The organism is Massilia sp. CT11-108 (assembly GCF_047302915.1).
GTDB classification, from domain to species: domain Bacteria; phylum Pseudomonadota; class Gammaproteobacteria; order Burkholderiales; family Burkholderiaceae_D; genus Telluria; species Telluria orientalis.
Map to the genome: position 1 here is coordinate 1 of NZ_JBKYMO010000019.1, position 12,600 is coordinate 12,600.

General features: G+C 66.0%; 9 protein-coding genes. 7 read left to right on the forward strand and 2 right to left on the reverse strand.

All coding sequences use genetic code 11. From position 1 onward, the window contains the following. Both ACEN88_RS03820 and ACEN88_RS03825 read left to right on the forward strand, forming a co-directional pair. Positions 1-3,394, forward strand: a 3,394-nt coding sequence (locus tag ACEN88_RS03820; protein WP_413337474.1) for a transglycosylase domain-containing protein, incomplete at its 5' end; no start/stop codon positions are given. 10 nt (positions 3,395-3,404) lie between these two features. After that, the gene (locus ACEN88_RS03825) at positions 3,405-4,763 is read left to right on the forward strand and encodes a TAXI family TRAP transporter solute-binding subunit (protein ID WP_413337475.1); all 1,359 of its coding nucleotides are present in this window, start codon (positions 3,405-3,407) and stop codon (positions 4,761-4,763) included. Here ACEN88_RS03825 and ACEN88_RS03830 read toward each other — a convergent pair whose 3' ends face one another. After that, positions 4,764-5,849 (reverse strand): hypothetical protein, encoded by a 1,086-nt coding sequence (locus ACEN88_RS03830; RefSeq protein WP_413337476.1) that lies wholly within the window; start codon positions 5,847-5,849, stop codon positions 4,764-4,766. A 100-nt stretch (positions 5,850-5,949) separates the two neighbouring features. Continuing rightward, positions 5,950-6,408, reverse strand: coding sequence for a rhodanese-like domain-containing protein (locus ACEN88_RS03835; protein WP_413337477.1), 459 nt, complete (start codon positions 6,406-6,408; stop codon positions 5,950-5,952). Positions 6,409-6,725: 317 nt separating this feature from the next. On the opposite strand from ACEN88_RS03835, the gene glnA reads away from it, so the two are divergent. From glnA to corA, 5 genes are all read left to right on the forward strand, one after another. Further along, entirely contained in the window at positions 6,726-8,141 is a 1,416-nt protein-coding gene (glnA, locus tag ACEN88_RS03840) for a type I glutamate--ammonia ligase (protein ID WP_413337478.1), read from the forward strand. A gap of 156 nt (positions 8,142-8,297) precedes the next feature. Beyond that, positions 8,298-8,819 carry a DUF4124 domain-containing protein gene (locus ACEN88_RS03845; protein WP_413337479.1) on the forward strand — a complete coding sequence of 174 codons (522 nt, stop codon included), beginning with the start codon at positions 8,298-8,300 and terminating at the stop codon, positions 8,817-8,819. Between the two features lies 1 nt (position 8,820). Further along, on the forward strand, positions 8,821-9,906 hold the full coding sequence (gene glnL, locus ACEN88_RS03850; RefSeq protein WP_413337480.1) for a nitrogen regulation protein NR(II): 1,086 nt from the start codon (positions 8,821-8,823) through the stop codon (positions 9,904-9,906). 63 nt (positions 9,907-9,969) lie between these two features. Next, positions 9,970-11,478, forward strand: a complete 1,509-nt coding sequence (gene ntrC / locus ACEN88_RS03855) for a nitrogen regulation protein NR(I) (protein WP_413337481.1) — start codon at positions 9,970-9,972, stop codon at positions 11,476-11,478. Positions 11,479-11,592: 114 nt separating this feature from the next. Beyond that, positions 11,593-12,561 (forward strand): magnesium/cobalt transporter CorA, encoded by a 969-nt coding sequence (corA, locus tag ACEN88_RS03860; RefSeq protein ID WP_413337482.1) that lies wholly within the window; start codon positions 11,593-11,595, stop codon positions 12,559-12,561. The last annotated feature ends 39 nt before the right edge of the window (positions 12,562-12,600 follow it).

Here is a 12,600-nt window from a genome sequence, read left to right on the forward strand (position 1 = left end):
TGACCATGCGCCGGCGCCGCCCAAGCGCCGCTGGCGCATGGTCAAGCGCACGTTCCTCGTCCTGCTGCTGCTCGCCGTCGCGGGTGCGGCCGGCCTGGCCGTCTACGAAAGCCGCACGTCGGCGCTCGAAGCGCACTTCTTCGCCGGCCTGACGAAGAAACTCAACTACCGCATGGCCAAGGGCCCGAGCGACGCGATCCGCTTCCCGCAGGCCAGCCCGTACGACGAGCGCCTCGGCTACTCGAACCTGCCGAACTACCTGGCCAAGCTCAAGACGCGCGACTACGTCGTCGTCGAACAGGCGCGCATGTCGCCGAAGATGCTGGAACTGGCCGACATGGGCCTGTTCGCCACGTACCACGAAAAGACGCGTGCCGGCCTCGACATCCTCGACTACAGCGGCGAGCCGCTGTTCTCGGCCCGCTTCCCCGAGCGCCTGTACGACAAGTTCGACGCCACGCCGCAGCTGCTCGTGAAGAGCCTGCTGTTCATCGAGAACCGCGAACTGCTCGACACGACGTATCCGAAGCGTAACCCGGCCGTCGAATGGGACCGCTTCTCGAAAGCCGTGTTCGACAAGACCTTGCACTCGATCGGCCTGGGCAGCGGCGGCCGCGTCGCCGGCGGCAGCACGCTCGCCACGCAGATCGAAAAATACCGCCACTCGCCGGAAGGCCGCACGGCCTCGCTGGGCGACAAGCTGCGCCAGATGGCGTCGGCCACGCTGCGTTCCTACCTGGGCGGCGAGAACACGGGCCCGACCCGGCGCCGCATCGTGCTCGAATACCTGAACACCGTGCCGCTGTCGGCCAAGCTCGGCTACGGCGAGGTGAACGGCATCGGCGACGGCATGTGGGTCTGGTACGGCCGCGATTTCGCGGAAGTGAACCGCATCCTCTCGAGTAAGCAGCTCACGCCCGAATTCGCATTGGTGTACAAGGAAGCGCTGTCGCTGATGATCGCGCAGCGCCGCCCCGCGTACTACCTGGGCGCCGGCGAGAAGGACCTGGAAATCCTCACGAACTCGCACCTGCGCGTGCTCGCGCAGGCCGGCGTCATTTCGCCCGCGCTGCGCGACGTGGCCATCGCCACCGTGCTGCATCCGGCACTCGGTTCCGGCGTCGCACCGCCGCCCGCGAACACGTTCGTCACGCGCAAGGCCGCCAACGCCGTGCGCAACCATCTCGCCAACCTGCTGGGCGACTCCCGCCTGTACAACCTCGACCGCCTCGACCTGTCGGTGGTGACGACCTTGAATTCGGACGCGCAGAAGGCCGTGACGGCCACCTTGCGCAAGCTGACCGACAACGAAGCGGCCGCGGAAGCGGGCCTGACGGGCAAGGGCATGCTGGGCAACGGCGACCCGTCCAAGGTCGTGTACAGCTTCACGCTGATGGAGCGGGGCGACAAGGTCAACTACCTGCGCGTCCAGACCGACAACTACGACCAGCCGCTCGACATCAACGAGGGCGCCAAGCTCGACCTCGGTTCGACCGCGAAGCTGCGCACCCTGACGACCTACCTCGACATCGTCGACCAGCTGCACCAGCGCTACGAGCCGATGTCGAAAGCGGAGCTCGCCCAGGTCAAGGTCGATCCGAAGGACCGCCTGACCCAGTGGGCCGTCGACTACTTCCAGACCTTGCCGGACGGCGCCGACCGCGGTCTCGTGCCGATGCTGGGCGCGGCCATGGAGCGCAAGTATTCGGGCAACCCGGGCGAAGCGTTCTTCACGGGCGGCGGCGTGCACATCTTCGGCAACTTCAGCAAGCTGGACGACAGCCGCATCCTCACCGTGCAGCAGGCGCTGCAGAACTCGACGAACCTCGTGTTCGTGCGCCTGATGCGCGACGTCGTGCGCTACTACATGTTCCAGCTGCCCGGCTCGTCCGCGCAACTGCTGGCCGACGCCGACGATCCGCGCCGCGCGGAGTATCTGTCGCGCTTCGCCGACCGCGAAGGCAAGGATTTCCTGGCCCGCTTCTGGAACAAGTACCGCGGCAAGAACTGGGACGAGGTCGAGACGGCGCTGATGCAGGGCGTGCGCATCCGGGCGTCGAAGGTCGCGGCCGTGCACCGCACGATCTACCCGGACGCGTCGCTGGCCGAATTCGGCAAGTTCCTCCACAAGTACCTGCCGGCCGACGCCGAGGTCGACGACGAGCGCATCGCCAAGATGTACGACCAGTACGCCGTCGCGAACATGTCGCTGGCCGACCGCGGCTACGTCGCCTCCGTGCACCCGCTCGAACTGTGGCTCGTGGGCTACCTGCGCACCCATCCGAAAGCGGGCTGGGACGAAGTCGTCGGCGCATCGACGAAGGAACGCCAGGAAGTGTATTCGTGGTTGTTCAAGACGCACCGCAAGCATGCCCAGGACAAGCGCATCGCCGGCCTGATCGAAGTGGAAGCCTTCCTCAAGATCCACGCGCAGTGGAAGAAGATGGGCTATCCGTTCGACTCGCTCGTGCCGTCGTACGCGACCACGCTGGGCGCGTCGGCCGACCGTCCGATCGCGCTGGCCGAGCTGATGGGCATCCTCATCAACGGCGGCGTGCGCAAGCCCACGCAGCGCATCGACTCGCTGCACTTCGCCAAGGACACGCCGTACGAGACCGTCGTCAAGCGCGGCAATGCGGAGAAGGGCGAGCAGGTGCTGAACCCCCAGGTGGCGCGCGCCGTCGTCAACGCCATCCGCGGCGTCGTGCAGGAAGGTACCGCGAAGCGTGCCAAGACCGCGTTCGTCAAGGACGACGGCAGCGTGATCGCGCTGGGCGGCAAGACGGGTACCGGCGACCAGCGCTTCGACGTCTACGGCGCCGGCCACCGCCTGATCGAATCGCGCTACGTGAACCGTTCGGCCACGTTCGTGTTCAACATCGGCGAGCGCTTCTTCGGCAGCATGACGGCGTACGTCCACGGCCCGGATTCCGCGCACTACGACTTCACCAGCGCGCTGCCCGTGCAACTGCTCGTGAAGCTGGCGCCGAGCCTGATGCCGATGATCCAGCACCAGGACACGGTCACCATCCCGGGCCTGCACGTCGAACGTGCCGCGCCGGCGCCGGCGGGCCCGACGGATGCCGTCGCGCGCGATACCGAGCAGCCCGTGCCGGCCGATGCAGCGCCGCCCGTGGAGGCCCCGGCCGTCGAGGAACCGGTCGCGAAGCCGGTTGCGAAACCGGTTGCCAAGCCGGCGGTGAAGGCCGCCGAGAAGCCGGCCGCGGAAGATCATCCGAAAGCGGTCGGCGTCCGCAAGGCCGGCGTCGACACGCCGTCGAAGCCGGCGCCGCACAAGCCGGCGGTCAAGCGCGACGATCCGGAGGCACCGCCGCCGAAGGTTGAACGCGCAGCCCGTCCGAAGCCGGCCGCCGTGGAAGACGTGCTGCTGTGAGCCGGGCCGCATGAAGCGGCTCCCGCTGCGTAAATTCAGTCTCGTCTCGTTGCGCGACCTGCTGGTGGCGGTCGCGCCGACGGCCGTGCTCGTGCTGGCCGCGTGCATCGTCGCGTACATCGTCGTCGACCCCGCGCCGCCGCGCCACGTGATCCTCGCGACGGGGCAGGAGAACAGCGCGTACGAGGAATTCGGCCGCAAGTACGCGACCATCCTCGCCCGCGACGGCATCAAGGTCGATGCCCAGCGCACGCTGGGATCGGAAGACAACCTGCAGCGCCTCATCGAAGGCAAGGCCGATATCGCGTTCGTGCAGAGCGGGTCGACGAGCGAGGCACAGGCCGAGCGGCGCGGCCTCGTGTCGCTGGGCAGCCTGTTCACGGAACCCGTCTGGCTATTCCTGCGCGAGCGCGATGCGCACGGCCGCAAGCGCGACATGGACAGCATCGTGCAGCTGAAAGGCCTGCGCATCAACCTCGGACCGGAAGGGACGGGCGTGCCGAAGCTGTTCCGCCAGGTCCTCGCCGTGAACGGCCTGGAGCCGCGCCAGCTGAAGCTCTCCGCGCTCGAGAACACGCCCGCCACCGTGGAGTTGCTGGCGGGGCATATCGATGGCCTCGTGTTCAGCTCCGCACCGGAAGCGCCGTTGATCCAGATGCTGCTGCAGACGCCGGGCATCCGCCTGTTTAACTTCCGCCAGGCGGAGGCGTACACGCGCCGGCTGCCGTTCCTCACGCACGTCGTGCTGCCGCGCGGAATCGTCGACCTCGGACGCGACATCCCGGCCCAGGATTTTCATTTGATCGCGCCCACGGCCACGCTGGTCGCGCGCGAGGACCTGCATCCCGCGCTGATCGATTTATTCGTCAAGGCGGCCACGGAGATTCATGGCGGGACGGGCTGGTTCCAGCAGCAGGGCCAATTCCCGTCGCCGCGCTATACGGAGATCCCGGTGGCGCGGGAGGCGGCGAAATACTATCGCGACGGTCCGCCGTTCCTGCAGCGCTACCTGTCGTTCTGGCTGGCGAACCTGTTCGACCGGCTGTGGGTCGTCGTGGTGGCGCTGGCGGCGCTGATCATTCCGCTGTCGAAGATCGTGCCGCCGCTGTACGTGTGGCGCATCCGCTCGCGTGTGTACCGCTGGTACGGCGAGTTGCGCGCCGTCGAGCAGGCGCTGGAAAACGCGAAGGACGAGCACCGCGACGAGGCACGGGAGGAGCTGCTGCGCCGCCTCGACGGTATCGAGCAGCGCGTCAACCACATCTCGATCCCGCTCGCGTACGCGGATGCGTTATATGGCCTGCGCAGCCACATCAACTTCGTGCGCCAGCGCGTGCGGATCGCGCTGGCCGCGAAGAACGCCGCGTAATTACGGCAACACGATCTTCACGACCGCATTGCCCGACGTCGCGTACAACGTGCCGCTGCCGTCGACCGCGATACCGCGCAGCTGCGCGAAGCTGCCGGGCAGCTTGCCGGTCCGCAGCGTCGTCGACGCGGCCAGGCCGGCGGGCGTCGCGACGATGCCGTCCGGCGTCGTGATCTTGCGCACCGTGTTGTTGATGGCATCGGCGCCGTACAGATTGCCGTTCTTGTCGATGGCAAGCGCGATCAGCTGCTGGAAGCGGGCAGTCGACGCATTGCCGTCGGCGTTGCCGGCCTGGTTGCGCGCGCCGACGAAGGTCGTGAGCGCGGTGGCGCCGGACGTCGCACGGCTGAGCGTGCGAAACAGGTCGGCCACGTACACGGTGCCGTCGGGATCGACGACCACGCCGCGCGGCACCAGCTGGCCCGTGCCGTAGATGGGCGCGACGGCGCCCGTTTCGAGCGTCGTGGCGCGGTTCGGATTCGCGATCGGGATGCGGCGCGTGTCGACGCCCGACGTGACGTACAGGTTGCCGTCGTTGTCGGCCGCGATCCCGGCCGGGATGTTCTGCGGGTCGATGCCGAAATTGCCGAACGAGAGCCGGGTCACGGTGGTGACGGTGCCGTCCGACGTGATCTTGCGGATGGTCGCGCCGTCCAGGACGTACAGGTCGCCGCTGCCGTCGATCGTGATGGCCGTCGGCTGTGTGAAGCGGGCGCGGTTGCCCTTGCCGTCGGCCGTGCCGCTGGCGCCCGCCAGGCCGGCGAACAGGCTGACCGTGCCGTCCGGAGCGATCTTGCGGATCGTGAGGTTGCCTTCGTCCGCCACGTACACGTTGTCGTTGGTGTCGACGGCCAGGCCGCGCGGCGTGTTGAAGCGGGCCGCCGTGCCTTTCTTGTCCGCAGTGCCGCCGGTGGCGGCATCGCCGGCCAGCACGCTGATCCCCGTGCTCGGCCCGGAATCGCCGCCGTCGCCGTCGTCCGTCTCGCGCTTCGGCCCGCCGGGACCGCACGCGCACAGCAGCGCCGCGACACCCGCGCACACGAGGCGCACGCGCAGGCGGGCAGGGACAGCGGATGGGGTCGTCATGGCTACATCTCCAGGTCAGCAGTGAGCCCGCATGCTAGCACGCGCGCACCGTTGCGAATCTCTGCGATTCTCACGTGCGACCGGGAGACGAGCGAAAAGTTCAGGCGCCGATCCAGGGCAGGCCGGCCTTGCACCAGCCGCCGACCGTCTTGCGGTGGCCTTCCGGATCGCGGTCGCCCTCGAAGCCTTCCAGGATGTCGAACGCATTCTGGTAGCCCAGTTCCGTGGCGGTGCGCGCGGCGTGGCGCGAACGCACGCCGGAACGGCACAGGAACAGCACGACGTCGTCCGGGGTGGCCACGTTCTGCAGCTGGGTCGCGAAATCGGGGTTCGGCGCACCACCGGGGTACAACGTCCATTGCACGGCGCCGTGCTGGGTTTCCGGGATCGCGGGGCGGCCGACCCAGTCGCGCTCCGCATTCGTGCGCACGTCGACCAGTTTCACCCTGGGGTCCGCTTGCAGGAGTTCGAACGCTTCCTGGGGCGTGACGGCGCCCGCGTACGGCTGGCCGGGCGCGCGGGCCCTGGCGTTCGCGAGGATCTCGTCGGTCGTAGTCATGTCATCAATTCCTTGTAGGGTGGTTGCGCACCGTCGCGGGTCGTTGCTAAGCTAGGGCTCGCACTTTTGGTGCATTGCGCATCAGTTTGGTGCATACTCGAAAAATTGCACTTGTTTGGTGCGTATGGACGAGCTTGCGCCAAGATCGTGCACGCTTAAGGTGTCATTGATTTTAAGGGGCAAATTGAGCGCCCTCAAAGTAATCATTATTTATTTGCTCATGGAAAAATGCTGGCATAATTTCTGCTTAGAAGGTTATGCGCCTGTCGCATGCCCGGTTGGCATCGACACCCCTTTTTGACTTAGGAGATACTGGAATGGCAAGGACCGCCGCAGATGTAATGCAGATGCTGAAGGACAACGAAGTCAAGTTCGTTGATTTGCGTTTCGCCGATACCCGCGGCAAGGAACAGCACGTGACCGTTCCCATCTCGCACTTCGACGAAGACAAGTTCGAATCCGGCCACGCATTCGACGGCTCGTCGATCGCCGGCTGGAAAGGCATCGAAGCATCGGACATGCTGCTGATCCCTGACCCGAACACCGCGAACATCGACCCGTTCTTTGAAGAGACGACCGTGTTCATGCAGTGCGACGTGATCGAACCGTCGGACGGCAAGGGCTATGACCGCGACCCGCGTTCCATCGCCAAGCGCGCCGAAGCCTACCTGAAATCGTCGGGCATCGGCGACACCGCCTACTTCGGCCCGGAACCGGAATTCTTCATTTTCGACTCCGTCCGCTGGAAAGTCGACATGTCGGGCTGCTTCGTCAAGATCGATTCGGAAGAAGCTTCCTGGTCGACCGACAAGGAATTCGAAGGCGGCAACAGCGGCCACCGTCCGACCGTCAAGGGCGGCTACTTCCCGGTCCCGCCGGTCGACAGCTTCCAGGACATGCGTTCGGAAATCTCGCTGATCCTCGAATCGCTGGGCATCCCGGTCGAAGTGCACCACCATGAAGTGGCGGGCGCCGGCCAGATGGAGCTGGGCACCAAGTTCTCGACCCTGGTCGAGCGCGCCGACTGGACGCAGAACCTGAAGTACGTGATCTGGAACGTGGCCCACAGCTACGGCAAGACCGCCACCTTCATGCCGAAGCCGATGAACGGCGACAACGGCTCGGGCATGCACGTCCACCAGTCGATCTGGAAAGACGGCAAGAACCTGTTCGCCGGCGACGGCTATGCCGGCCTGTCGGAAACGGCCCTGTTCTACATCGGCGGCATCATCAAGCACGCCAAGGCCCTGAACGCCATCACCAACCCGGGCACGAACTCGTACAAGCGCCTGGTGCCGGGCTACGAAGCCCCGGTCAAGCTGGCTTACTCGGCCAAGAACCGTTCGGCATCGATCCGCATCCCGCACGTGGCGAACCCGAAAGGCCGCCGCATCGAGACCCGCTTCCCGGACCCGCTGGCCAACGTCTACCTGTGCTTCGCAGCCCTGCTGATGGCCGGCCTGGACGGTATCCAGAACAAGATCCACCCGGGCGAAGCCGCAACGAAGGACCTGTACCACCTGCCGCCGGAAGAAGACAAGCTGATCCCGACGGTCTGCTCGTCGCTGGAAGAAGCGCTGGACGCCCTGAACAAGGACCGCGAGTTCCTGACCCGCGGCGGCGTGTTCAGCGATGCCATGCTCGACGCCTACATCGACCTGAAGATGCAGGAAGTCCAGCGTCTGCGCATGACCCCGCACCCGGCCGAATTCGACATGTACTACTCGTCGTAATTCGTTGGCATCACCCGGTGTCACATTGAAAGCGATTGACACCGGAGTGTATCCACACGGTAACGAAAACGCGGGGAAAGCCAGCCGGCTGCCTCGCGTTTTTTACTGGATGGGGTATAGTCGGAAGCTTCCCAACCATGCATCCAGACTGACCTGATGCGAATGACAAGCTGCTTCCTCCTGCGTCTGTTGTTGCTCGCAGGACTTGCCGCGCACGAGGCGCGGGCCGATTCCGTCATCTACAAATGCGTCGACCAGAACGGCCGGGTGGAGTTCACCGACATCAATAAACCGGGCTGCAAGGTGCTCGACCTGCCGGGTTATGTCGCATCCACGCCCGCACCGGCGCCGCGCGCCGCGCCCGCTGTGGCGATGCGCCAGGGCGCAGGGCGCCCCGCGGCCGCGAGTCCGAATCCCGCCGGCTTCCCGCGGGTGGACACGGCCACGCAGAAGGCGCGCGACGACGACCGCCGCACGATCCTCGAGGACGAGTTGCGTGCCGAGGAGCGCAAGCTGGCGGACCTGAAGCGCGACTATAACAACGGTGAGCCGGAACGCCAGGGCAACGAAAAGAATTACGCGAAGTACCAGGAACGCGTGGCCCAGATGCGCGACAACATCGGCCGCAGCGAAAAGAACGTGGAAGCGCTCAAGCGCGAGATCGCCAACATCAAATGACATGAACGGGACATCGGCCCAACTTCTCCAGCACGACCGTTTCGCAGGCCTCGACATGCTCGCCTCCGCCGTGCTGGTGGCGGATGCCGATGGGCTCGTTCGCTACGCCAACCCGGCCGCCGAGCACCTGCTCGACATGTCAGCCAAAGCGCTGTCGCGGCAGAAGCTGGTCGGGTTGTTCACGAACGGCGACGAACTGGGTGTCCTGTGCGAACAGGCGATCGCCCACAAGTATGCCGACCTGCGCCAGGACCTGACGCTGTTCCGCCCCGCGCGCGACCCGCTGCACGTGCACAGCATCGTCAGCGCGGCGGGCGAGGCCGAGGTCGTCGTCGAGCTGCGCGAGAACGTCCAGCAACTGAAGACCGACCGCGAGGAGCGCCTGCTCGACCAGAGCCTGGCCAACAAGGAACTCATCCGTAATCTCGCCCACGAGATCAAGAACCCGCTGGGCGGCATCCGCGGCGCGGCCCAGCTGCTGGAGCTGGAACTGCCGGACGTGCACCTGAGTTCGCTGCGCGAATACACGCAGGTGATCATCAAGGAGGCCGACCGGCTGCAGACGCTCGTCGACCGCCTGCTGGCGCCGCACCGCCGCCCGCACATCGTGGGCGACGTCAACATCCACGAAGTGTGCGAGCGCGTGCGCAGCCTCGTGCTGGCCGAATTCCCGTCGGGCCTCGCGATCCGGCGCGATTACGATGCGTCGATTCCCGAGTTCCGCGGCGACAAGGAACAACTGATCCAGGCGGTCCTGAACATCGTCCACAACGCCGCCCAGGCCCTGCGCGCGCGCATCGCGGCGGGCGACGCCGAGATCGTCCTGCGCACGCGCGTGGCGCGCCAGGTGACGCTGGCGAAGGTCCGTTACGGCCTGGCATTAGACTTGCATATCATCGACAACGGACCTGGCATCGCCCCCGATATCCGCGACCGCATCTTCTATCCGCTCGTCTCCGGGCGCGAAGGCGGCAGCGGTCTCGGGCTGACCTTGGCACAGACCTTCGTGCAACAGCACCTGGGCCTGGTCGAGTGCGAGAGCCGGCCTGGATTGACGGATTTCCGCATCCTGATTCCCCTGCCATAAGCGGGTGAAGACGAGGGGCGTACCCGGCAATCCCCCTTGAACCTTCGCGGGAAGTAGAAATACATGAAACCAATCTGGATTGTCGACGACGATGCATCGATCCGCTGGGTGCTGGAAAAGGCCCTGGCGCGCGAGAACCTCGCCACCCGGAGTTTTGCCAGCGGCCGCGAAGCGCTGGCGGCATTCGAAACGGACACGCCGCAGGTGCTGGTGTCCGACATCCGCATGCCGGGCGAATCGGGCCTGGACCTGCTGGCGGCCGTCAAGGAACGCCATCCCGGCCTGCCGGTCATCGTCATCACCGCCTTTTCCGACCTCGACTCCGCCGTCGCCTCGTTCCAGGGCGGCGCCTTCGAATACCTGGCCAAGCCGTTCGACATCGACAAGGCCGTCGCCCTGATCCGCCGCGCGCTCGAGGAGAGCCTGCGCGAGACCAGCGTCGACATCGCGCCGTCCGAAACCCCCGAGATCCTGGGCCAGGCGCCCGCGATGCAGGAAGTCTTCCGCGCCATCGGCCGCCTGTCGCAGTCGAACGTGACGGTGCTCATCACGGGCGAATCGGGCACCGGCAAGGAACTCGTCGCGCGCGCCCTGCACAAGCACAGCCCGCGCGCGCAGCAGCCGTTCATCGCGCTCAACACGGCCGCGATCCCGAAAGACCTGCTGGAATCCGAACTGTTCGGCCACGAGCGCGGCGCGTTCACCGGCGCGCAGGCGATGCGGCGCGGCCGCTTCGAGCAGGCCGAGAACGGCACCCTGTTCCTCGACGAGATCGGCGACATGCCGTTCGACCTGCAGACGCGCTTGCTGCGCGTGCTGTCCGACGGCCATTTTTATCGCGTGGGCGGCCACCAGCCGGTGAAGGCCAACGTGCGCGTGATCGCGGCGACGCACCAGAACCTGGAACAGCGCGTGCGCGACGGCCTGTTCCGCGAAGACTTGTACCACCGCCTGAACGTGATCCGCCTGCGCCTGCCCAGCCTGCGCGAGCGGCGCGAAGACATCCCCATTCTGGTGCGCCACTTCCTGGTGCAGAGTGCACGCCAATTGGGCGTCGAGACCAAGCGCATGAGCGACGAAGCGCTGCGCTTCCTCACCGGCCTGGAACTTCCCGGCAACGTGCGCCAGCTGGAAAACCTGTGCAACTGGATCACGGTGATGGCGCCGGGGCAGACGGTCGAAGTGAAGGACCTGCCGCGCGACCTGACCCAGGCGCAACCCGTGCCGGCCGGCGGCAACGGGTTCGCCGTCGGCATCAGTTCGGGCGTGGGCACCGTCTCGCTGGCGGCGCCGTCTTCCAGCATCGTGCACCACGCCGAACCGGGCGCGCTGCCGAACGGCGCCGACGGCTGGATCGGCCTGCTGGAACTGCAGGCCGCGCGCATGCTGTCGGAAGGGCAGGTGGAGGTGATGGACGTGCTGGGCCGCCAGTTCGAATCCGCACTGATCCGCACGGCACTGAAGCACACGCACGGCCGCAAGAACGACGCGGCGATCCGGCTCGGGATCGGACGCAATACGATCACGCGCAAGATTGCCGAGCTCGGCATTGATGGGGCAAAGGACGAATAAGGTCCGGGGGACCTTATTCGAAAACGCGTAAGGTCCGGGGGACCTTATTCGAAAACGCATACGGTAGCGCCCATGGTGTAAGCTCTGTCATCCTAGCAACAACGTTTCGATGACATGCTGATCAACTGTGTCGCCTACCAGGAAGGCAAGAAGCTGTCCGACATCCCCGTCGAGGACATCAGCGACTACCTCTGCAAACCCGGCTGCTTCGTCTGGGTTGCGCTGCGCGACGCCACCGACGCCGAAATGGCGCAGATGAAGGAAGAGTTCAGCCTGCACGAACTGGCCGTGGAAGATGCCGCGCGCGGCCACCAGCGCCCCAAGATCGAGGAATACGGCGACTGCCTGTTCACCGTCGTGCACATGCTCGACCTCGTCGACGGCGACCACATTGCCACCGGCGAGCTGGCGATCTTCGCCGGCACGAACTACGTGCTGTCCGTGCGGCGCGATTCCGCCAAGGGCTTTTTGGGCGTGCGTGCGCGCGCCGAGCGCGAACCGCATCTGCTGAAGATGGGTTCGGCCTTCGTCATATACGCGCTGATGGACGCCGTCGTCGACCGCTACTTCCCCGTCGTCGACATGCTCGAATCCGAACTCGAAACCGTCGAGGACCGCATTTTCACGCACGGCGCCCAGCGCGAGAACGTCGAGCGCCTGTACCAATTGAAGCGCAAGGGGCTCGTGCTGCGCCACGCCGTGTTCCCGCTGCTGGAAGCGATCGGCCGGCTGCACGGCGGCCGCGTCCCGCCGCTCGTGCAGGGCACCGAGGATTATTTCCGCGACGTGCACGACCACCTGATCCGTATCGCCGGGCGCCTCGACGCGATCCGCGACACGATCAGCACCGCGATCCAGGTGAACCTGTCGATGGTCTCGATCGACGAGAGCGAAGTGAACAAACGCCTGGCCGCGTGGGCCGCGATCTTCGCCGTGTTCACGGCGTTCGCGGGCGTGTGGGGCATGAATTTCAAGTACATGCCCGAGCTGGAGTGGAAGTGGGGCTATCCGATGGCGCTCGCCGTCATGGTCGGCGTGTGCGCCTACCTGTACCGGCTCTTCAAGAAGGCCGGCTGGCTATAAAAAAACGCCCGGTGCGCGCTGCACCGGGCGTTTCGTCTT

Bases quoted from the DNA above. Each gene is read 5' to 3' on its own strand.
- ACEN88_RS03835 (WP_413337477.1), bottom strand. From the start codon at position 6,408: ATGACTACGACCGACGAGATCCTCGCGAACGCCAGGGCCCGCGCGCCC.
- glnA (WP_413337478.1), top strand. From the start codon at position 6,726: ATGGCAAGGACCGCCGCAGATGTAATGCAGATGCTGAAGGACAACGAA.
- ACEN88_RS03845 (WP_413337479.1), top strand. From the start codon at position 8,298: ATGCGAATGACAAGCTGCTTCCTCCTGCGTCTGTTGTTGCTCGCAGGA.
- ACEN88_RS03830 (WP_413337476.1), bottom strand. From the start codon at position 5,849: ATGACGACCCCATCCGCTGTCCCTGCCCGCCTGCGCGTGCGCCTCGTG.
- corA (WP_413337482.1), top strand. From the start codon at position 11,593: ATGCTGATCAACTGTGTCGCCTACCAGGAAGGCAAGAAGCTGTCCGAC.
- glnL (WP_413337480.1), top strand. From the start codon at position 8,821: ATGAACGGGACATCGGCCCAACTTCTCCAGCACGACCGTTTCGCAGGC.
- ntrC (WP_413337481.1), top strand. From the start codon at position 9,970: ATGAAACCAATCTGGATTGTCGACGACGATGCATCGATCCGCTGGGTG.
- ACEN88_RS03825 (WP_413337475.1), top strand. From the start codon at position 3,405: ATGAAGCGGCTCCCGCTGCGTAAATTCAGTCTCGTCTCGTTGCGCGAC.